Source organism: Pedobacter sp. BG31, from assembly GCF_042464845.1.
GTDB lineage: Bacteria > Bacteroidota > Bacteroidia > Sphingobacteriales > Sphingobacteriaceae > Pedobacter > Pedobacter suwonensis.
In genome coordinates this window covers 1-21,365 of sequence record NZ_JBHNZK010000024.1, presented here as the reverse complement: position 1 = coordinate 21,365, position 21,365 = coordinate 1, and the positions used below count along the sequence as shown (strand labels likewise).

General features: G+C 38.2%; 18 protein-coding genes. 2 read left to right on the top strand and 16 right to left on the bottom strand.

Annotated elements, in window-relative coordinates:
• Nucleotides 1-4: 4 nt before the first annotated feature.
• From ACFE6N_RS21050 to ACFE6N_RS21010, 9 genes are all read right to left on the bottom strand, one after another.
• The gene (locus ACFE6N_RS21050; protein ID WP_378939763.1) at nucleotides 5-2,161 is read right to left on the bottom strand and encodes a family 43 glycosylhydrolase; all 2,157 of its coding nucleotides are present in this window, start codon (nucleotides 2,159-2,161) and stop codon (nucleotides 5-7) included.
• A gap of 14 nt (nucleotides 2,162-2,175) precedes the next feature.
• Complete coding sequence (locus tag ACFE6N_RS21045; RefSeq protein WP_378939761.1) at nucleotides 2,176-3,474, bottom strand: BNR repeat-containing protein; 1,299 nt, start codon at nucleotides 3,472-3,474, stop codon at nucleotides 2,176-2,178.
• Nucleotides 3,475-3,641: 167 nt separating this feature from the next.
• Complete coding sequence (locus tag ACFE6N_RS21040; protein ID WP_378939759.1) at nucleotides 3,642-7,637, bottom strand: two-component regulator propeller domain-containing protein; 3,996 nt, start codon at nucleotides 7,635-7,637, stop codon at nucleotides 3,642-3,644.
• Nucleotides 7,638-7,890: 253 nt separating this feature from the next.
• On the bottom strand, nucleotides 7,891-8,172 hold the full coding sequence (locus ACFE6N_RS21035; RefSeq protein WP_378939757.1) for a SelT/SelW/SelH family protein: 282 nt from the start codon (nucleotides 8,170-8,172) through the stop codon (nucleotides 7,891-7,893).
• Nucleotides 8,173-8,344: 172 nt separating this feature from the next.
• Nucleotides 8,345-9,625, bottom strand: coding sequence for a hypothetical protein (locus ACFE6N_RS21030; RefSeq protein ID WP_378939755.1), 1,281 nt, complete (start codon nucleotides 9,623-9,625; stop codon nucleotides 8,345-8,347).
• A 4-nt stretch (nucleotides 9,626-9,629) separates the two neighbouring features.
• Nucleotides 9,630-9,992, bottom strand: coding sequence for a hypothetical protein (locus ACFE6N_RS21025; RefSeq protein WP_378939753.1), 363 nt, complete (start codon nucleotides 9,990-9,992; stop codon nucleotides 9,630-9,632).
• Nucleotides 9,993-10,549: 557 nt separating this feature from the next.
• Nucleotides 10,550-11,638, bottom strand: coding sequence for a PepSY-associated TM helix domain-containing protein (locus tag ACFE6N_RS21020; RefSeq protein ID WP_378939752.1), 1,089 nt, complete (start codon nucleotides 11,636-11,638; stop codon nucleotides 10,550-10,552).
• Nucleotides 11,639-11,641: 3 nt separating this feature from the next.
• Complete coding sequence (locus ACFE6N_RS21015) at nucleotides 11,642-13,993, bottom strand: TonB-dependent receptor (protein ID WP_378939751.1); 2,352 nt, start codon at nucleotides 13,991-13,993, stop codon at nucleotides 11,642-11,644.
• Between the two features lie 440 nt (nucleotides 13,994-14,433).
• Entirely contained in the window at nucleotides 14,434-15,678 is a 1,245-nt protein-coding gene (locus tag ACFE6N_RS21010; RefSeq protein WP_378939749.1) for an ABC transporter permease, read from the bottom strand.
• 201 nt (nucleotides 15,679-15,879) lie between these two features.
• Here ACFE6N_RS21010 and queA point away from each other — a divergent pair, with 201 nt between their 5' ends.
• Complete coding sequence (gene queA / locus ACFE6N_RS21005) at nucleotides 15,880-16,929, top strand: tRNA preQ1(34) S-adenosylmethionine ribosyltransferase-isomerase QueA (RefSeq protein ID WP_090987611.1); 1,050 nt, start codon at nucleotides 15,880-15,882, stop codon at nucleotides 16,927-16,929.
• A gap of 75 nt (nucleotides 16,930-17,004) precedes the next feature.
• On the top strand, nucleotides 17,005-17,670 hold the full coding sequence (locus ACFE6N_RS21000) for a 2-C-methyl-D-erythritol 4-phosphate cytidylyltransferase (protein ID WP_378939747.1): 666 nt from the start codon (nucleotides 17,005-17,007) through the stop codon (nucleotides 17,668-17,670).
• A 179-nt stretch (nucleotides 17,671-17,849) separates the two neighbouring features.
• On the opposite strand, the gene ACFE6N_RS20995 is transcribed toward ACFE6N_RS21000, so the two are convergent.
• The 7 genes from ACFE6N_RS20995 to ACFE6N_RS20965 form a co-directional block, all read right to left on the bottom strand.
• Complete coding sequence (locus ACFE6N_RS20995; protein ID WP_109924584.1) at nucleotides 17,850-18,008, bottom strand: lmo0937 family membrane protein; 159 nt, start codon at nucleotides 18,006-18,008, stop codon at nucleotides 17,850-17,852.
• Nucleotides 18,009-18,179: 171 nt separating this feature from the next.
• Nucleotides 18,180-18,401, bottom strand: coding sequence for a DUF2795 domain-containing protein (locus ACFE6N_RS20990; RefSeq protein WP_010603503.1), 222 nt, complete (start codon nucleotides 18,399-18,401; stop codon nucleotides 18,180-18,182).
• Between the two features lie 85 nt (nucleotides 18,402-18,486).
• Nucleotides 18,487-19,035, bottom strand: a complete 549-nt coding sequence (locus tag ACFE6N_RS20985; RefSeq protein ID WP_378939743.1) for a cob(I)yrinic acid a,c-diamide adenosyltransferase — start codon at nucleotides 19,033-19,035, stop codon at nucleotides 18,487-18,489.
• Between the two features lie 67 nt (nucleotides 19,036-19,102).
• Nucleotides 19,103-19,861 carry an ABC transporter ATP-binding protein gene (locus ACFE6N_RS20980; protein WP_090987605.1) on the bottom strand — a complete coding sequence of 253 codons (759 nt, stop codon included), beginning with the start codon at nucleotides 19,859-19,861 and terminating at the stop codon, nucleotides 19,103-19,105.
• A gap of 125 nt (nucleotides 19,862-19,986) precedes the next feature.
• Entirely contained in the window at nucleotides 19,987-20,277 is a 291-nt protein-coding gene (gene gatC / locus ACFE6N_RS20975; RefSeq protein ID WP_378939740.1) for an Asp-tRNA(Asn)/Glu-tRNA(Gln) amidotransferase subunit GatC, read from the bottom strand.
• Nucleotides 20,278-20,279: 2 nt separating this feature from the next.
• Nucleotides 20,280-21,005: a lysophospholipid acyltransferase family protein gene (locus tag ACFE6N_RS20970; RefSeq protein WP_378939738.1), complete on the bottom strand. Its 726-nt coding sequence runs from the start codon at nucleotides 21,003-21,005 to the stop codon at nucleotides 20,280-20,282.
• On the bottom strand, nucleotides 20,905-21,189 hold the full coding sequence (locus tag ACFE6N_RS20965; RefSeq protein ID WP_378939837.1) for a hypothetical protein: 285 nt from the start codon (nucleotides 21,187-21,189) through the stop codon (nucleotides 20,905-20,907). The genes ACFE6N_RS20970 and ACFE6N_RS20965 overlap by 101 nt, the downstream gene beginning before the upstream one ends.
• Between the last annotated feature and the right edge of the window lie 176 nt (nucleotides 21,190-21,365).

Below are 21,365 nucleotides of genomic sequence, written 5' to 3'. Positions count from 1 at the left end.
AACGTTAACGTATTGGTTTAATGCCGCCTACTGTTGGTTTAACAGGTATGATGGTTCCGTCAGCATTGAATTCCATTTTATCGATGCAAACTTCACGGTTATAACCGGCAGCGTCTCCCATTGAAATCCCCTTTGGACGGGTAAAACGGTGGTAAACCATATACCATTCGTCTTTACCGTTTACCTTAATTACACTATTGTGCCCGGTGCCATAAATCTGCTGAGCTGCATCTTTTACCAAAATCAGATTGTTTTCAGGGATAGTCATTTTTCCTGTAGGCGAATCAGAAAAGCTATATCTTACTCTGTAATTCTCACTTCGGGTATCATCTTCAGACCATAAAAAGTAATATTTCCCGTTTCTATAAAACACTTCAGTACCTTCTCTGAAACTATTATCTGGCGTGATAACTTTAATGGCACTGGTGTCAATCGAGATCATATCATCATTTAAAGGGGCAACAGCCATATAACCGTTTCCCCAATATAAATAACTTTTGTTGGTTTTAGGATCGTTAAATACGTCCGGATCAATCTCCTGACCACCTTTAACCTCTTTTGGTCTGCTGGCAATTAGCGCTTTTCCACTATCCTTAAACGGACCGGCGGGATTATCGGCCACCGCAACGCCAATCTTCTGTGCGGCAGAAAAGTAATAGAAATACTTGTATTCTCCATTTACTTTCTTCTCAATAATGGTTGGTGCCCAGGCGTTCCTTTTCGCCCATGATACATCTTTTTCAAGGTCTAATATCTTGCCTTCATCTTTCCAGTTAACCAGATCAGTTGAAGAGAAACATTTAAAATAAGTGCCGCTCCAGTTATTAAAGCCATCACTGGTTGGATAGAGGTAATACTTAGCCGTTTTATTGGAATATAAAATTTCCGGATCGGCATAATATCCTTTTAACACAGGATTATTTGCTATGGCAACCCTTACCGAATAGGTTTTAGGTTGCTGACCTGGAATGCTTACCTTAACGTTTACAGGGCCTTTAGAAAAATCGAGTCTGCCTTTTGGCATGATATTGATCTGGTTGAAGGTATCAAACTGCGGATCAAAAGCCTTTAAATCTGTATTATAATTTACAGGTAGGTAAAGCGTTTGGTTTGCACGATCGAGAACAATGTTGTTTTGACTAATTGCATTATTTCTTGCGGTTTGTAGAACAGACTCAACGGTATACCACTGTTTAAGGAGACGGTTTAACTCTTGTTTATTAATTGGCAAAACAGTTCCATGCCTGGGGTGAAAATCCATTTTTACATCCTGGTCTACTATAGTAAAATGGGTCAAATCTTTACTTCTGGTAAATTGATAATGGCCTCTCATATAAACATCATACATCAGGATATATTCATCACTGTGGTTTAGCTTAAAAACACCGGCACCTTCTACGGCTTCTTTAGTTTGCTGCAAGTATTTGTCCTGTAATAAGTAACCTTCTGTCAGTTTATCAGATACTGCCTTTTTGATGCCATTGCCATTGCCTTCGGTTTTAAAGAACAGGTTATATTTCCCTTTATCGTAAATAATATCTCCATCGATACAAGAGCCATTGGTAGGACTAAAAAACAACTGCTTCGGAGCAGTCTCCAGGTCGGTAAAGTCAGCATTGGCATAAGCGTAATAAATTTTATCAGGTTCGTTGCCATGTTTCATTGACCAATATACCATGTATTTTTTAGCCGTTTTATCGTAAATAGTTTGCGGTGCCCAAACGCGTAGTAAATTTTCGTTGTTTGGAAAACGCTTTTGTATATTAACAACTGCGGATGTCCAATGGATCAAATCATTTGATTTCAATAAAACCATTGCCCTGTTCGAGTCCCAGCCATTGGCAGAAACCATATCGGTGGCTACCATATAAAAGGTTTTGCCATCTTCACCACGCAAAATATGCGGATCGCGAACGCCACCGCTGCTGCTGATCTTTTCTGAAGAAATGACTGGATTATTGTTATTTACTGCCTTATAGTGATAACCATCTGAGCTTACTGCGAAACGAATGGCTTCCTCTCCTTTCGCGTTACCAGTGAAATAAGTGAATAAGTAAGCTATATTTTCTTTTTCTCCGGCATTTTGTTTAGGTTGTGCGATGATTTTGCCTGATAAAAACATCAGCAATAAAAAAATACGATATTTTGTTGAATACTTCATGTCTTGTAATTAACTTATTTTCCAGGTTTCCAATCCAATACCTGCACCGGGGTTGGCAACTGATCTGCCTTTCCTTCTCCATCTATCTGGACAACATTTTGTAAAAATAGGCTCAATATCTTTTTGTTTTTCCAAAGTTCGGTGTCATAAGTAGGTTCCCAATCGCCCAAAGGAGTTTGAGTAAGGTCTTTGATTGTCCAATCATCTGCTCCAAGGTTATTATTTAAAGCGATAGATGCCACATTTTGGCGTTCGGCATCTCTAAACAGTAAACCCGCCGCATAATGTTTTCCCTTGCCCCACACCACAATCTGAGGCCTCGAAATTGGAATCTGCTTGGTACCGGTACCACTCAGGCTAAAAGTTGTTTTTCTGAAATTCAGGTTGCTCACTTTCCAATTGGCATCTGTTTTAAAAACAAGGTGATATTGGGGACCGGTTTCGTTCGGCCCGCGCCAGTAACCAGCGATAAACACTTTACCTTTTGCATCAGCAAACATCGATGTTTGGTTAATCAGCTCGCTTTTCTGTGGAATCTTGACCGTATACTCTGCATTTGTTGCTGTAATGGGAAGCGTGTATTTCTCGCCTGTGGATTTTAACCAGGTGGTGCCGCCATCGGTTGATTTAGCATAACATAAATCGTGGTTACTGGCCACATCCGGGCTTTCGCGCCATACCCATGATAAATGGATGGTTCCAACCTGATCCACCGCAACCTGCCAATAGGCATTTCGCTGCCCTTCTCCATCAATCATTCCGTCCTGTACACGTGTCCATTTTTTGGTCTTTAAGTGATAACGATTAATCATCAAATTTCCATTTCCGGAACCTCCATCGCGGTAAAAAAATAACAGATCGCCATTAGCCAGTTTATAGAACTCAGGATAACTGACTTTATTTTCTTTTACGGAAACCATTTGCTCCAGATTACCTAGCGTTAGCGAACCTGCTGAAGTAGATTTTGCGTAGTTTAGGTTATTGTTATGCTGGCCCCAGGCCATGTGAAGAAAACCGTCACCATCTACCATAATACTAATCGACTTATGCGCGTCGGTGGCATCGCCTTTATAAGGTGTGGTAACTACCGTCCACCGGGGTGAGCCGATTTTGCGTTTGGCCAATACCACGTTTTGTTCATGATCATAATAAGCAGCATACTGGTTGCCCTTAAAGCTGACCAAAGCATTTTTACGAAAAATAACTGTATTTACCGAATTATTTGCCCAGCCGTTACCAGCAATAGTACTCCATTCTGTTTCCTGCGCAGCGCCCACCATTGAGATGCTGATGAACGCATAAATTAGAAACATGCTTTTAATTAGGGACTGATACATTATTAGGTTAAAACTGCTCGGTTTTTTATCGTTTGGCAAACCCGAAGTACCGAAATTTTTAGGCTTCACATAGGGGGCTAAATCATACTTTGCAGGGGGCGTTTTAAGCTAAATACCCTTTAAAGCACAAAAAAGCGTAACTTTTATGTTGTTCCATTAATATTATAATATTTATGAAAACTTTTACGGTGTTTCTTTATAAACTCAGACGGCGTTAGTTTAAACAGTTTCTGAAACTGTTCCCTGAAATATTTGCTATCATTGATACCCACTCTAAAGGCCGCTTCGTTAATATTTAGATTGGTATTGATTAATAATTCAGCAGCCTTTCTTAGCCGTATAAAGCGGATAAAACCATTTATTGATTGACCTGAAGTAGCTTTGATCTTTTTATAGAGATTTGAGTGGCTCATTCCAAGATCAGATGCCAGCGTTTTTACATTGAAGCTGTCTTCCATTAAATTTTCCTCTATGATCATGATGCACTTTTGAAGAAAACCTTTATCTTCCTGAGACACTTTATGGGCATCACTTTTTAAGGTTATTTCATTATAGAAATAAGACTGAAGATTGGTCCTGTTTTTAATGATGCTTTTAATTTTAGCGGTAAAAAGCTCTTTATCGAACGGCTTACCTATAAAATCGTAGGCACCCACTTCAATTCCTTTAAGTTTTACTTCAGGACTCGGATCACCGGTGAGCAGAATCACCGGAATGTGGCTAAGTGCTGAATCTTCTTTGATTGCTTTACAAAGTTCAATACCGTTGAGGCCACTCATGTTTACATCAGATATCACGATGTCTGGCAGAAACTCTTTACAAATTTTTAAACCTTCGGTACCGTTTTCGGCTTTGTAAATTTTAAAAGTATCTTGAAAAATCTGTTTGATGTAATCGATAATTTCAGGATTATCATCAACAACCAAAATGGAGTGCAGATCTGAAATGAGCAATTCGAGGTTGCCAACGCTCTCGGCATCGTTTATTTCTGCCTCTTCTTCTTGTGCAATCAGTTCATTTACATAGGTTAACTCGTTTTGTAAAACGCCACCATGCTGTGCGTCTGGTTCTCCAAACGGGATATCGATCAAAAATATGGTGCCAAAACCCTGGTTGGAACGGAACGAAATTTTACCTTTATGCAGTTCCACAAAGTTTTTGGCGAGGTAAAGCCCGATGCCAAAACCCATTTTCAATGATTCGTTCGACATTACCTTATAAAATTTGTCGAACAGTTTTTCACCCACATGTTTAGGTATCCCAGGGCCGCTATCGCTCACTTCGATATGCACACGCATGCCAACAGTTTTAACACTGAATTTCACAAATCCACCTTTAGGCGTAAATTTTAATGCATTAGAGAGTAAGTTAAAAAAAACAATTTCAAGCTTGTCTTTATCCCCATAAATATCCAGTTCCTCGTCCTCGCAATCAAAACTATATTCAATTTGGTTCTGCTTGGCCAGATAATTGAAACAAAGGAAAATCTCCTTTGTAAATTTGGCCAGGTTAATCTTCACAATTTTTAAAGTATCATTTTCACTTTCCGTCTTTCTAAAAAGTAATAACTGATCTACCAGGCTTAGTAAACGCCTCGAATTTCGATAAACTACGCTTAAGTCGTTACGCTCCTGTCCCGGTTCTTTTTTATTTATAATATCTTTAATCGGGTTAACTATTAAAGTTAAAGGTGTTCGTAGCTCGTGTGAAATATTGGTAAAGAAATTTAACTTTTTCTCATTCAGATCCTTTTCACGCTCCATTTTGAAGTTGGTGAGTTCTACTTCATGTTTTAACCTCCTCTGCCGGTTGCGATAGGTTTGAAAAAGATAAAATAACGAGGAACCTATAATAAGGTAAATGGTATATGCCCACCAGGTACGGTACCAGGGCGGTAAAATTTTAATTAACACAACTTTTTCATTGTTGCTCCAGGCCCCTTCTGTATCAGTGCTTTTAATATGCAGTTTATATTCACCCTCGTTTAACCTTGAATAATAAGCTGTGCTCAATTTATTTACATAATTCCAGTCTCTATCCCAGCCCTCCAGGTAGTAGGCATAAGAAATCTGATCCTGAAAAGAGAATTCTATGGCCGCATAATCAACAGAAATGACAGCAGCACTAAATGGGATTTCTATACTGGCTAAATTAACGATAGAGATATCGTTATAGACAGAATCCTGATCGAGGGAGATATTGTTGATCCTAAAATCTGTCAGCACCATTTTAGGTATCCTTCTTCTTTTCTTGATTTTATCGGGAGAAAAAAGATTGAAACCACCAATCCCACCAAATAACAAATCACCATTGGTGAGCTTTAATGCTGCATTGTAGTTGAACTGGTTGCTCTGCAAACCATCAGTGACATAGTAATTTTTAAAATTATGGCGTTTAATCTCAAATTTGGATAGACCATTGTAAGTACTGCACCATAAGTTGCCTTGATTATCCTGAAGGATATTAAGCACTGAATTTCCTGGCAATCCATCACGCTGAAGGTATCGCTTTATATTCTTCGTTTCCGGATCAAAAAGCAATAACCCTCCACCTTCTGTGCCGATCCATAGCTGATTGTTCAACCCTTCCTGAATAGCCCTGATGGCATAGTTGATCTTGGTATAACGGTGTTTTTTGTGGATCGGATCAATTTCGATCAGTTCTGTATAGTTTCCTGCCCAAAGCCTGCCTTTCGAATCCTGGAACAAGGTATGGATATCCTTTAATCTGTGATCAAAAAGCTCAAATTTATCGATGTTTTTGTTGTAACGATACAATGCTCCGCCCTTCGTTGTACCTGCCCAGATATTGTGTTGCTTATCCTGATAAAGCTTCCAGATGTTGATGTCATCAACGCATGTATAGGTATTAAAACAATTATAATGAACAAATTTCTGCGTTGCTTTATTAAAACGGTCTATTCCTCCGCTAAAACTGGCTACCCATACATTATGGTCTGCGTCGTTTAAAATACTGGTAATAAAATTACTGGTTAAGGAATTTGGATCGCTCGTTTTAGTATAATTGATAAATCTATTTTGCTTTTGGTCCCAAATGCTCAGGCCACCTCCATCGGTACCGATCCATATGTTTTTATGCTCATCTTCACTAAAGGAAAGTACAAAGTTGTTAATTAATGAATTTCTATTTAGCGGATCATTTTTAATCGTGGTAAACTGTTCATTTTCAGGATCAATAACATTAACACCGCCGCGTAAGGTTGCAATCCATTTTCTGGATTCCCCGTCTTCATAAACCTGGGCGACCGAATTACTGCTAAGCAAACCTTTTTCTTTTCCTGCAGTCAGATAATCCGTTTTATGGTTTTTTGTATCGTAAATAGTAATTCCTCCGCCATCAGTTGAAATCCAAAGCTTTTGTTTTTCATCCAACAATAAACTCATAATATTTTCGTCACTTAAATGCCCGCTAAACCTGGTAAGGCTACCTTTGGCTTTATCTAACTGAAAGAGGCCACGTTCTGTACCAACCCATAGCATCTGGTCGGTTCCTTTTGTAATACAAGTTACGGAACGTATGGCATTGCTTACTAAACGGATGGTGTTTTGACCATGGTCATATCTACAAAGGCCAACATCCTTTATAAAAAGCCAAAGGGTTTGATTTTTATCGAGATACAATGCTTTTACCGTAAAATCAAAATTTTTAACAAACGGGATCCTTTCTGCCGCACCACTGTTCTTTTCAAGCATAAACAGGCCCTTTTCCTCGGTGGCTACATAAACTGTTGAAGCCTCACTTATGGCAATGGAATTGACTGCATAATTTACCTCGTTTTTTCTGCCCCTATCCAGATAAACGAGGTGATGAAATTTGGAATCGGCATAATCATAATATGAGACTCCCTTTTGCGTACCCACCCATACCCTGTTTTTCCTATCTCCTGTTAATACCGTAATATGGTTATTGATCAGCGAATGTTCATCTTCCCATCCATTTCTGAAAACTTTAAAGTGATAGCCATCATAACGGTTCAACCCATCATAGGTACCCATCCACATAAAACCATAATGATCTAAATACAAAGAATTTACCACATTGTTAGACAAGCCGTTTTCTACCCCCAGGTAAGTTAAAGGAATAGCTGAAGACTGGGCAAAGCAAATACCTGCAGCCATCCACAAAATAAGTATATAGCAGGCAGTTTTTTTATTTAGAAGGAACATAGAGAAAACAGTACTGTGGTATTATTTGGTATGGAACGAATATACGTATTTTCTTCACACACTGTCAGCAGCTATGATTTAGTATTAAATAGCTTAAAGCGCAAGATTTCTAATACATTAATACAGGAGTACTTAGGCTAACCTTGTGTTTTCTATTTTCGATGAAAAATTAAGCACCTGGGGCTTTTAAAGATTACGCAATAAATTACCTCACATCAGAATGACCAAGGTTTTTCGTGGGATTAACCTCATCACGAATGAGTTGTTTTAATTCTTTTATTTCAGGGAAACGTTGTTTTTGTTTTCTATCAAAAATCAACTTTCCACCAACTCGCACGGTAAAAACGCCTGATGTTTCACTCGGAATTAAGGTTACACCCTTTACATCATCTACAAAAGTGCTTAAAATTTCTTGTGCCATGTACGCCGAACGCAACATCCAGCCACATTTAGGGCAATAGGTGATATCAACTAGCGGTTTTTCCATTTTTGCAAGGTTACAAAAAATAGACCAACCGCCAGCTAATTGTGTTGCTAATTATTTGTGGAAAACTTAAATTATGCCTGCGTAGCTTAATAATTTATACCTGTTTTAGTATTTTTTTAGTTTATCTTCTATATCGTAGGTGATATTACTCATGCCCTCAGCTGATCTGAACTTATCTACTTGTTCCAAATCCAAAAAGTAAGGTTAAAGCTGCCACAAGGTTTCCGGTCTTTGTTATTGTACCATCAAAGTTGCGGCCAAATGAGAAAATAATTTTCTGGTTATCGTTCAGTGCATAGTCGGCATTGGCAACCAGCCGCCACGAAGGTTTTATGGTTCCCGACGAAAGTATGCTACGATAAATTGCCTCCGCACCGCCACCAAATTTGCCCGTTGAATAAATAAAACGCAAACCGGTATCGAAGGTAGACAGGTTAGCCACATCGTTTTTAATATTATCCAGCGCAAATATTTCATCCGGGTTATAGAGATATCGTACAAGACCTAAAACAGAACTTCCATTGGCCCAATTATAACCAAAGGTACTCCATACGCCTGAGTTGAATATTTTCGAATTATTGAATCTTTTATCCCTGAACTCGGCACTTAAACCACCGGCAATATCCACCGACAGACCCTGGCGACTACCAGTAAAAGTCTTAGCTTCAGCCTGCAAATCAGCTTCTAATTTCGACTGTTGGGCGAGTTCGGCCTGAATGTCCTCCTTAAAATTTTTATTCAGTTTACTTTTTTCGACTTCGTTTTTGGAAAATTCACTTGTGGAGTCATCCATCATCACTACTGCATGAGATTTTTTTTCTTCTTCAGTCAGATATGGCAGGTGAGAAATGGAATCCAGCAAATAAATATTCCTGATACCCAGGTATTGGTAACGGGCAGATTTCCTTTTTTCTTCCAAACCAATTTTATAGCTCATCAGCAACGCACGCTGTTTCTCGTGGATGGAGTTTAATTTCTCTTTGGTTTCGGCATTGTACTGTGGGCGCACAATAGAGAATTTTAAACCCAGGGCGCCATAGGTACTGGTTGGTTTAAAATTGTTGAAAGCCGAATCGGGATTACGCAATGCCAGTGAAACCACAAAACTTTGTCTAAAATAATCTTTAAAGCGTGTTGATTGTAATCCTTTTTTTCCAGTGGTGCTAAAGTCTGTGCCTTTATTGCGGAACAGATAAAAAGGGGCAATATCTACTGCATAATTAGATGGAAGTTTGGTATATGATGAACTGGCCGATTGTAATGAAAGCATAAAATCGCTTAAATCCGTCGGCTTTTCAATATCGGTAACGGCAAAGCCCAGTAATACCGAGGCTGGCGAGCTCGGTGCCTTGAGCAAATCGAGTTTCACTTCTTTAATTTCTTTTTGATCTGCTTCTTGGGCAAAAGCGGTTGCTGTTAAGGTTGCGAGAACAATTAATATCAGATATTTCATAGCGTTAAAATTGATAAAAAGTAATTTCTACAGTGTAAACTGCTGAAGCACCAGGTTGTACCTCCTCCTGCATTTTATAACCTTTGGTTACAAAGCCGCCTTCTAATAAAACATATAAATCGGTATCGTTATGGTTTGGCGCTGTATCAGTAATTACAGTAACGATATTCAGCACCTTTTTGTGGAGGTTATTATTTTGTCCGATTATCTTTTGATGGAGGTCGCCAGGATAATCTTTCGAAATCAGCTCTTCGCCTAGCGTAATTAAACTGGCGGCAGTTTGTTCTATACCGCCAACAATCAGGCTTAATTTAATGTCTTCTGAACTTCTGTTCAGGATGTAGGTTTTAACCAGATCTGTACTCATGTTGTAAAGCGTTTGGGTTTAGTATTTCATTAAGTGTTAACTTAAACAATAAAAGCAAGTTACAGAATAATTACTGCGATATAAATACCTAATATTAGGGATTTAAAAAATTAAACGACAGCTTTCCCCAGATGAGATTTAGCAATTGATCAACTATCTTACAAATGTCAGCGTTTCAATCAGCCTTATTGCCTGAATTGTCACGCTATTAAACCAATAGATTAATAATGCTTTTCGATTTTCCCTGACTCAACGGTATGTTCATGCAAGCAAGTTGCTGTTTAACCCAAATGAACTGAAAGCATGGGGCAACACCAGAAAGTTCAGCCCCTTTAAAGGTAGCTAGTGCAGCTGCCATTCTTATAAATGGAACAAAAATCGGTTTTCGGTAAAATCTTTTTTAGAGATCATGATCGCCTTTATTTTTAGGCGTAGACTCATTTAACACCTAATTTAGTTTTTTCGACAATATGATTAAATCATTTTTCAGCGAATTATTAGGCAAAGCAACCAGTATCTGCCTACAGGATTATACTTCGTTTAGCAACGAGCTGTTGTTATTTTCTTTTACGCTTTTTCTGTTTTTGCCACCAGATCATAAATCCCGTTATTGGTAAACTCGCCGCAACCAGGGCCGCTAAAAGTGAAAGAATTTTATTTGGAAGACCAAAAAGCCTGCCCGTGTGCAGATCGTAATTGGTGGCCTCTATTAAATCGGCCCCATTATAATCTTTGTATAGTTTGGCCCTGATCATTCTGCCTGTAGCCTCCTCATAAAAAAAGGTGTTCTGTTTACGTGCCCAACGATACGGATAAATCATCCTCAACCGCAGTTCGCCTTTACCCCGAAGCGAAAGACTGATAGATATCGCACCGGGATATTTAATTTTGGCCTCGGTATATATTTTATTGTAGCGCACAGGTATAGGATCTATAGTTGTGGGTTTGGCAGAAACGATAGCTTTCCCCTGCCCCAGTTTACTGCCGGTAAAAAAGCTTGCTGCATTTTTTACTTCTTTAAAGGCAAAGTACAAGCCTGTTAAGGCAGTAATCAACAGTACAAACGATGCATAAAAACCCAATACATTATGCAAATCATAATTGAGCCGTTTAAATGAAGCTTTTCTTTTAATCGTTAACGATTGTTTTAACAAACGCATTTGGCCAGGAAACCAAAGGATCAGTCCGGTAATGAGCATCACTACAAAAATAACTACCGACCACTGGATAATGAACTTGCCTGTTTTACCCAACAACAACGAAATATGGATATGCTCTACTACCTGTAGCCAGTCTTCACCTCCTTTTTTAACCAAACTGCCATCATACGGACTGAAATAATAAACTTTCCCTTTTTTGCTAGTGAGTTCTACTGTCGCATTTGGCTGCGCATCTTCTACCCTTACCAGCCTGAGTTCATCTTTGGGTGAAAGTTTTTCAAATGCTGAAATCACTTTATCTAAACCCACAAAAGGCTTATCCTGAAGCCTTACGTACCGAAAATCTTTTTGCGTAAAATCCCTGATCTCTTCTTCAAAAATATACAGCGCACCGGTAACACTAATAATAAATACCACCAGGCCAGTTGCCAGGCCGAGCCAGAGGTGAATGTTCCTGATGGCATTTTTAAATGTTCTGTTCTTCATTGCTTAAAAAGCGTAACCCAGTGATAAGTTAAACCTACGCCCGTTACCACGCACATAATTAACATTGCTGCCATAAAACTGAGAAATAGCAGGATAATAAACTTTATTCAACAGGTTTTCTATACCTAAAGATAGTTTCAACGGTTTTGTAACCTGGTATACTGCTGCAACGTTAAATAAGTTGAAAGCTTTTACCGGTCCCTCACCAATTAAATACTTTCCTGCAGCATTCGTTTTAAAACGGTCGCGGTTTCCTACACGCATCCAGTTCACATCCAAACTTAAGTTTTTGATACCCGAATATTTCAAATAAACAGTAGTTTTTGATGGCGGGATACGCGTTGTATTTAAATACACATCTTTCTCCCCATTAAAGTTACCGTCATTATCTACATCTCCTTTTCCTTCTACCTGCGCATAGTTACCGCCTATAGTCAACTCGCGTAGTAACTGGTAATCAGCCTGGATTTCAAAGCCATATACACGCTCAGGAATACGTTGAGAAATATAAGTACCATTTACTTCTAACAGATTCGCACCCAGTTTAGAAGTACTGTAATAATAAGCTGCACTAAAATTCAGTTTATCTATACTGCTGCTAAAACCCGCTTCATAATTGTTTACAATGATGGGTTTGGTTTCCAGTTGTGCTAACGTATTGCTTTTTGCAGCCCTTAATACCCTGCCCAACTCAAATACTGAAAATGATTGTGCATAACTGATAAAAGGGTTAAAAAACTTAAATTTAGAATAACGTGCGCCGGCATTAAATACCAAAGCATTGTAATTTAACTTACCGCCCTGTACCGCTATACTTCCGGCACCGTTTGCACCGGTAGCCAGGGTATTAAAGTCGTCTACATCAATGTTGATATTTTCTACCCTTAAGCCTCCTTTTATGGTTAAATCATTAATTAATGTTGCTGAAGCCTGCAGATAAGGTGCAAAATTTACCATATTCATATCAGGCACCCATAACCGGCCATCAGTTAAGCTTTGCGCGGTTTTATCGTTCATTAAATCCAAACCATAGTTTAACTGCATTGGTACCTGAGCTGTTAAATTAAATGGTGTATTCAGGTTTACCCTTGCCCCTTTTTTGGTAGAGGTAATAGCCGATTGGCCGCCACCGAAAAATGATGCTGAGTTAGAATAAATAGTATAAAAATCCTGGTAATATACGTTGGCTGTTAAATCAGTTTTACCGAAAATCTGTTGATTGGTGTATTGTAAATTTGCATTATGGTTAAATCTTGTACCTTCATCTTCACCTAATCTGGTGCCATAGATCCCAATAGCGGGCGACTGTCCGTAAATGCCTTCTTTGGTGATGTATTTAGAACGTTGTCTGGAACTGAAATAATTATACATGAGCTGCAAACGCTGCTTTGGTGTGAAGTTATAACCTAATTTTACAAAACCGTTGTAAGATCTGGTTTCACCTAAACCATATTCCGGCGAAATAACCAAACCATCAGCATCACGGAAAACACCGGTTTTTTCGAACATGCCACTTACTATATAATCAAATTTACCTGTTTTACCATATAGCTGTTGCGAAAAACGGTAACCAATAGTACTATCACCTTTTAGGTTTCCTGTGATTCCGGCCTGAGAATAACCTCCGAATGATTTTCCCTGGTCGGCCTTTTTAGTAATATAATTGATCAAACCACCTTCTGCACCATTACCGTAAATCGCGGTAGCACCTTTAATCACTTCAACGCGCTCAATAACAGAAGGATCTACGCTGCGGATATCCCTTCCACCTGCCCTTAGTGGCGTTGATTGTGGGATACCATCAATCAAAACCAAGACATTTCTACCACGCAAAGTCTGACCGGAGTTACCGGTTTGATTGGTTGAAAAACCCAATCCGGGTACGCTGTAAGAGAGTATATTGGCTAAGTTTGGGCTAATTGTTGATTGTGTATTCAGTTCTTTTGCTGTAAGCACCGTTACCGATGATGGCGTTTGTGATAATGACTCTGGCCTTCTGCTTGCCGAAACAATTACATCATTTAACCCTTCAGCTTGTTCTTTTAGAACAAATGTAACAGAAACCGTATCATTCGCAGTAACTGACACTACCTGTTCAAAAAGATCGTAACCTGTAATTGATACTTTAACCTGCTGATTACCTGTAGAAACAGCATTCAATTTAAATACGCCCCTTTTATCAGAAGTAGTTTTAAGGTTTTGTTTCTTAACCTGTACATTGGCGAAAGGGATACCGTTCCCTAACGAATCTACAATTTTTCCTTTGATGGTTCCTTGCTGTACTTGCGCAAACAATGTAACCGTAGAAAGTAAGATAAATGCTGTGACAAAAAATTTTAGATAAAGTGGCCTCATGGAATTATAGAAATTTCGGCAAATCTAACATTATTTAGACTTGTTAAAAATAATAATTCAAAAAAGAGTTTTAATCTGGTTTGATCTTGCTCCATTTAGAATTAACGAGGCATAAACATTGATTATTTGAGATCATCCAAAAACTGTGTCGATTGATAAAGATGATTTGATTTACGCACTGAAAAAACACCTGTAAAACAAATAGTTAAGCATATAAAACCAATGAAAATGAATATTTATTTAAGTGGTTCTCGTCAAACTGACCACGTGACGATTTAATCTATTTTTTAAAATGATCGGCAGTATTTCTTCAGAGGAGCTTACTCGTTTTTCTTTGCTGGTCCCCGCTCGTGCCTTGCTCCGGTCAATCTAGTGCAATAAGATTTATGAACAATGAGGCACTTCAACTGCAAACCGGCAAATGATAACTGAAACCTGTTCTAGCTTCTAATTGCCTCAACGGGATCCAGCCTTGACGCTGAATAAGCTGGCCAAAAACCGGAGATGGTGCCAATAATAATGGATATACCAATGCCTAAAGCAATATTATTCAGTCCTAATATAATATGAAAGTCTGTCGCGGCACCGATGGCCAGTGCGAGCAGAAAAACCAGTAAAAGTCCTAATAAACCACCTAAAATACAAAGCGAGATTGACTCGAAAATGAATTGTAATAATATAAAATAATTTTTTGCACCTAATGATTTCTGAATACCAATAATATTTGTTCTTTCCTTAACCGATACAAACATAATATTGGCGATACTAAAACCTCCAACCAAAATCGAAAATCCACCTATTATCCAACCTGCGATGTTCACCATCTTAAACATCGAATCTAACTGGTTAGAAATAATGGTAGTTTTATTTAGCGCAAAATCTTCTTCCTTGCCAGGCTTAATCCTATGGATGGAACGCATTAAACCTTTCAATTCACTTTCAACTTCTTCTAAACTCACATTATCCTTACCACGAACAGTAATTTGTGGTCCATAACGTTCATTTTGGATATCTAAAACACCTTTTGCAAAAGCAATTGGGATATTTACATTTTTGTCAAGAGAAGTACCTAACATATCTTCCCCTTCTTTTTTAAAAACACCAATAACCGTTAACCTTCTCCCTAAAATCTGTACCTGCTTACCCACTGCTGCATCACCATCGAAAAGCCCATCGGCTATGTCAGAACCTAAAATACAGACAGGCGATCCATTTTTACTTTCATTTTCAGTAAAATAACGTCCATCCTGAAGCTCGAAATTCCAGGTTTTATTAAAATCGTGCGATGCTGCCCAAACCGAAATTCCTTCAACCGAGTTACTTCTATATTTGATAACCCTATCGCTAGCTGATATTTCGAATGTAACGCCCTGAGCATTTTCAATCCGCTCGCGGAGCGCTTCGAAATCACGCAACGAAGGCTGAGGGCGGTTCATATATTTCCACCAAGGATAATTATCACCAAAACTCCAAGGCCATTTTTGAATATAAATGGTATTGGAGCCTAGTTTATCTACACTGGCCTGCAATTTTCCACGAAAGGTATCTACCGCAGAAAATACAGCTATAATGGTAAAAATACCGATTGTTATAGCCAGAAGCGATAACATGGTGCGTAATTTATTTTGGCGCAATGCATCAAATGCAAATCGGAAACTCTCGCCTATCAGCCTAAAGATTATCATAATTACAGGTTAGATGCAAAGCCTTTGAAAAGGTTACAGATCATGGTCAAAACTAATTAATTTTATGTCTATCAATACGCGGATAGCATTGTATTTTTTGATTTAAAATGATCAAAACATAATATACATAAATTGCGTTTGATAAAATACGAAAAAGAAAAATTAAATTCGTATTTTTGCACCTCAAAAAATTCATCAAGAATGAAATTATCACAATTCAAATTCAACTTACCTGAATCTTTAGTAGCCAATAATCCGGCAGAACAACGCGATGAAGCCCGCTTAATGGTTTTACATAAAGACAGCGGTAAAATTGAGCATAAAATTTTCAAAGACGTTTTAGGTTATTTCGATGACAAAGACGTCATGATATTAAACAACACAAAGGTTTTTCCTGCCCGTTTATATGGAAATAAAGAAAAAACCGGTGCTACTATCGAGGTTTTCTTGCTACGTGAATTAAATAAGGAATTACGTTTATGGGATGTTCTGGTAGATCCGGCACGTAAAATCCGTGTAGGCAATAAATTATATTTTGGAGACGATGATCTGTTGGTTGCCGAGGTTGTAGATAATACTACATCACGTGGGCGTACCATCCGTTTCTTATTTGAAGGAACAGATGAAGAATTCAGAAAAAATGTAGAAATTTTGGGCGAAACCCCACTTCCTAAATATATCAAGCGTAAAGCTACTGCAGAAGATAAAGAGCGTTACCAAACTATCTTCGCTAAACACGAAGGCGCAGTAGCAGCCCCAACTGCAGGTTTACACTTCAGCCGTGAACTGATGAAACGTCTTGAACTTAAAGGAGTAGAATTTGCAGAAGTAACTTTACACGTAGGTTTAGGGACTTTCAGAACGGTTGAGGTTGAGGATTTGACTAAACACAAAATGGATTCGGAGCAGTTTATCATCGAACAAAAAGATGCAAACATTGTAAACAAAGCAATCGAAGACAGGAAAAAAATCTGTGCAGTTGGAACAACTTCCATGCGTGCAATCGAATCTGCTGTTTCTGCCAACAGAACATTAAAAGCGGCTAACGACTGGACCAGCAAGTTTATCTTCCCTCCTTACGATTTCAGCATTGCAAACGCTATGATCACGAATTTCCATACGCCAGAATCTACTTTATTAATGATGGTTAGTGCATTTGGCGGGTATGAAAATGTAATGAATGCATACGAAGTTGCAGTAAAAGAAAAATATAAATTTTACAGCTATGGCGATGCCATGCTAATCATATAGATTTGAGTAATGAGATATGAGATTTGAGTTAAACCAGGTCTCATATCTCAAATCTATCATCTCGTATCTCTTCATATGAAATACTACGCTATAATTGTAGCAGGCGGTTCTGGCAATCGGATGCAAACTGAAACCCCGAAACAATTTCTACTGCTTAAAAACCTGCCGGTTTTGATGCATACCATAAAAGCTTTTGCAGCCAGCAACACTCAACCTAAAATCTTATTGGTTTTAAATAAAGATCAGCAGGCTTACTGGGGCAGACTCTGCAACGAATTTAATTTCCATATACCACACCAGATTGTTGACGGCGGCACAGAGCGCTTTTATTCGGTTAAAAATGCCATTTATAGCATTGAAGAAGAGGCTTACGTTGCCATTCATGACGCTGTTCGTCCGCTGGTTTCAAAAAGACTGATTGATAGCTGCTATGCAGAAGCTGTAAAACAAGGCAATGTTATTGCGGCAGTGCAATCAAGCGATAGCGTACGTTTGGTTAAAAACAAAAAAACATCAGCTTTAAAACGTGATGAGATCTTTTTAGTGCAAACGCCGCAAACTTTCAGCCTTGACATCCTTAAAGAGGCTTACAATCAGGAATTCAACCCTCATTTTACCGATGATGCGAGTGTAGTAGAAGGCATTGGGCACGAAATCAATATTATTGAAGGAGAAAGAGCTAATATTAAAATCACCTACCCTATTGATCTCGAACTTGCCGAATTGTTGCTAAAAAACTAGAGGCTGGATTCTGATTCAAAAATAAACCTTACCTCATCAAATTCCTTTAATTGAGTTAAGTTTTAGCGAAAGCTTATATTAAAAAAAGGAATTCCAAAAATGAAACTCCTTTTTTTAATCCATCTATTTCAAAGTGTTTTCTTACTTCTTGAATGAATGAATTTGGTGACAACTTTATTTTACGCTGCCCTACCAATTACCTTTAATAAGATAGCAATAACTGCGATTACCAGTAAGACGTGGATTATACCACCAACGTCGCCGAAGCCGTGAAATACAAATCCGATCACCCATAGTATAACTAATACTACTGCGACTAAGTACAATAAATTTCCCATAGTGTTAATTTTTTAGCAATGTTTATATTTTTGCTTTATTAACACCCCTATTTAAGCTTTTGTTTAGAAAATGTAAAATATTTGGCTATTGTATTGATTTACAATATCAAAAACAACCTGTATAAAAAAACCTTTCAGTATTTCTGAAAGGTTTTTATGTTTTATTAAGCTTTAGTATTCATCCTCATTAAAGAAAAAATCTTCTTTAGTTGGGTAATCCGGCCAAATTTCCTCAATGGTTTCGTAAGGTTCTCCATCGTCTTCTAATGCCTGTAAATTTTCTATTACTTCTACCGGGGCACCAGAGCGGATACCATAATCAATTAATTCATCTTTAGTTGCAGGCCATGGTGCGTCTTCCAGGTGCGATGCTAGTTCTAATGTCCAATACATATCGTCAATTCAATTAAATTCCTATTCTTATTATTGCGCAAATTATATCAAAATTTTTGAGCAAAACAAACTTATTTTTCCACTATTAAACCCTCGGAATCCAAATATTTTCTTCGGCGTTAAAATATACGGTCAGTTTTCGTGCCAAAACGAATAAATAGTCACTTAAACGATTTAAATAAATGGTTATACGCTCATCTATAAAGCTATTTTCTGCAAGTGCTACTGCCAAACGTTCAGCTCGTCTGCAAACACAACGTGCAATATGGCAGTAAGAAATTACCGTGTTTCCACCCGGCAAAACAAAGTGTTTTAAGTCAGGCAGATTTTCGTTCATCAGATCCATCTCCTTTTCCAATAAGGCAATATCAGCATCATGCAGATCTGGAATCTTCATTTTAGATTTGTCAGGGTCTGCCGCCAATGAAGCTCCAATGGTAAATAGCCTGTCCTGAATTTCCTTTAGTAATTGCTGATCATAGTTGTCAATACCCTGGCACATAATTAAACCGATGTATGAATTTAATTCATCAACAGTTCCATAAACTTCTATGCGCAAGTGATATTTGGGAACACGGGTACCACCAATTAGTGAGGTTTGGCCCTTATCGCCTGTTTTAGTGTAGATTTTCATATCCCCTAACCCCTTTAGGGGTAATAATATGGTTAATCCTAAAAGCCCCCTTTAGGGGAATTAGGGGTTAATTAATTTTTTCCCAATCGCTGCCCGCTTCTTTCAGTGCCTGCAAACGAGGGGATACATTTTTTATATCTGTATTTAAATAATCATTTTCGATCAAACCATCACGCATACGCACGATACGGTGGGCATGCTGCGCGATATCTTCCTCGTGTGTAACCAAAATAATGGTATTGCCTTTACTATGGATCTCTTCTAAAAGCCCCATAATTTCAATGGAAGTTTTGGTATCTAAGTTACCGGTGGGCTCATCGGCCAAGATGATAGAAGGGTTATTGATTAAAGCCCTGGCTACAGCTACACGCTGACGTTGACCGCCCGAAAGTTCATTGGGTTTATGGTCCATACGGTTACCCAGTCCCACATTTTCTAATGCTTTGGCAGCCCTGGAATCGCGGTCCTTTTTACTGGTTCCGGCATAAATCAAAGGTAAAGCAACGTTGTCTAAAGATGTAGAACGCGGCAATAAATTAAAAGTCTGGAAAACGAAACCGATTTCCTTATTGCGCACTTCTGCTAAGGCATCATCACTCATCTGGCTTACATTAGTTCCGTTTAAAACATATGTTCCGCTTGATGGCGTGTCCAAACAACCTAAAATATTCATCAGGGTTGATTTTCCAGAACCAGATGGCCCCATCAAAGCAACAAATTCACCTTTGTAAATATCTAAAGAAACTGATTTTAAAGCGTGAATCACTTCAGATCCAATCACATATTTACGGCCAATTTCTTTTATCGTGATGAGTGGTTTCTCCATGTTTTTTCTTTTTTAGACAAGCATAGCAGGCAAGATGTTACAAGAGGTTAAAAATTAAGCATAATCTTAATCTTTAGGGATACCTAATAATCATACTGGTTATTAGAACAGCATGATGAAAATTATTATTTTTCAATAATTTTTGGCACCATAAAAAACTGATCGGTATGCTTAGCGGCATTTTTCAAACCATCGGCAGTAGTAATTTCCTGTCTGATTATATCCTCTCTCCAAACATTTACAGATTCGTTCATGTAAACCAAAGGTTTTACGTTAGCAGTATCTAATTCATTTAACTTTTCCATGAACGATAAAATTTTATTCATTTCAGGAATCAATGTATCCACCTGCTTTTCATCAATATGAATTCGGGCCAGATCGGCTATTTTATAAATGGTTTTTGCGTCTAAATTCATATCTATTTCAACTTACTATCTATCAATCTGTAAACCTTTTCTTTCAATACATCTGCATCAACATCAGCCAGGGTTGAAGTATTGATAGGTTTGTGGACGTAAATATCGCAAATTCCTGGCTTACTTCCATATTTTGAACCGTCATCCCAGTTTATTTTCCAAACATCGATAATGCTTACAGGTACCAAGGGGATATTTTTATCGATAGCTAAACGGAAAGGACCATTTTTAAACTCAGCTAACTTTGGTGGATAGTGGTCATCAATTTTTCCTTCCGGAAAAATAATCAGGCTCATCCCTTTCTCCAGGTTTTCACCAGCTTTTTTAAAAGCCCTAAAAGCAGAAATCTTACTCTCCCGGTTTACCGATATATCAATGGTTTTAAAAAAAATGCTTAAAACAGGATTGTTTAATAGTTCATCTTTACCCATAAAGTGGAATTTACCATGTCCCATGATGCAAAAAATCATGATATCCAGATTAGAAGTATGGTTGGCACAATATATATATGTTTTTGTGCGGTCGAGTTTTTCCTGATATTGATAACGAAAAAAAACACCTGAAAACAGACTGCATAAAAAGCTGTTGGCTTTTCTAAAAAAATTCAGAATGCCATAATACTTCTCATTACGGGAGGTAACGTAATATAAGGGATAAAAAAGCGCGAAGAAAAACAGTATCCAGAATAGAAACCATACCCGGTGTACTTGCCTTAGAAAGTTGATCATAGATATACCAAAAATATAAAATTGTTTGAAATTCCAAACTAAAGGTTAAGATTGTGTGGGTACGGACAAAAAAGACACTGCTTTGCTTTGACTTAGCCACCAGGCTTTGACTCAATTGGTGGTTGCTATTTTTGCCGCTATTATCGGCAATTTGTAGTCGCCCCCTTTTTGGTTCATTTAACATAGGATTTTTAAATAAATTAATCAACCACCCCGCCCTACGCCCCCCCTACTAAGGAGGGGAGTAAATCGCTTCTGGAATGAAGCCACCCAGGTAGCACCAGCCTGGGTCTTTAAACCTGATGGAAGCGGCAGCCCCGAAGTATGAGGGCTACAGCGCACAGCAGGACTACAGCAAGC

Coding starts and splice junctions, on each gene's coding strand:
- ACFE6N_RS21050 (WP_378939763.1), bottom strand. CDS start 2,161: ATGAAGTATTCAACAAAATATCGTATTTTTTTATTGCTGATGTTTTTA.
- ACFE6N_RS20965 (WP_378939837.1), bottom strand. CDS start 21,189: ATGTTAAATGAACCAAAAAGGGGGCGACTACAAATTGCCGATAATAGC.
- ACFE6N_RS20980 (WP_090987605.1), bottom strand. CDS start 19,861: ATGGAGAAACCACTCATCACGATAAAAGAAATTGGCCGTAAATATGTG.
- ACFE6N_RS20985 (WP_378939743.1), bottom strand. CDS start 19,035: ATGAAAATCTACACTAAAACAGGCGATAAGGGCCAAACCTCACTAATT.
- ACFE6N_RS21025 (WP_378939753.1), bottom strand. CDS start 9,992: ATGAGTACAGATCTGGTTAAAACCTACATCCTGAACAGAAGTTCAGAA.
- ACFE6N_RS20995 (WP_109924584.1), bottom strand. CDS start 18,008: ATGGGAAATTTATTGTACTTAGTCGCAGTAGTATTAGTTATACTATGG.
- gatC (WP_378939740.1), bottom strand. CDS start 20,277: ATGAATTTAGACGCAAAAACCATTTATAAAATAGCCGATCTGGCCCGA.
- ACFE6N_RS21030 (WP_378939755.1), bottom strand. CDS start 9,625: ATGAAATATCTGATATTAATTGTTCTCGCAACCTTAACAGCAACCGCT.
- ACFE6N_RS21040 (WP_378939759.1), bottom strand. CDS start 7,637: ATGGCTGCAGGTATTTGCTTTGCCCAGTCTTCAGCTATTCCTTTAACT.
- ACFE6N_RS21015 (WP_378939751.1), bottom strand. CDS start 13,993: ATGAGGCCACTTTATCTAAAATTTTTTGTCACAGCATTTATCTTACTT.
- ACFE6N_RS21035 (WP_378939757.1), bottom strand. CDS start 8,172: ATGGAAAAACCGCTAGTTGATATCACCTATTGCCCTAAATGTGGCTGG.
- ACFE6N_RS21045 (WP_378939761.1), bottom strand. CDS start 3,474: ATGTTTCTAATTTATGCGTTCATCAGCATCTCAATGGTGGGCGCTGCG.
- queA (WP_090987611.1), top strand. CDS start 15,880: ATGAAATTATCACAATTCAAATTCAACTTACCTGAATCTTTAGTAGCC.
- ACFE6N_RS21000 (WP_378939747.1), top strand. CDS start 17,005: ATGAAATACTACGCTATAATTGTAGCAGGCGGTTCTGGCAATCGGATG.
- ACFE6N_RS20990 (WP_010603503.1), bottom strand. CDS start 18,401: ATGTATTGGACATTAGAACTAGCATCGCACCTGGAAGACGCACCATGG.
- ACFE6N_RS21010 (WP_378939749.1), bottom strand. CDS start 15,678: ATGATAATCTTTAGGCTGATAGGCGAGAGTTTCCGATTTGCATTTGAT.
- ACFE6N_RS20970 (WP_378939738.1), bottom strand. CDS start 21,005: ATGATCAACTTTCTAAGGCAAGTACACCGGGTATGGTTTCTATTCTGG.
- ACFE6N_RS21020 (WP_378939752.1), bottom strand. CDS start 11,638: ATGAAGAACAGAACATTTAAAAATGCCATCAGGAACATTCACCTCTGG.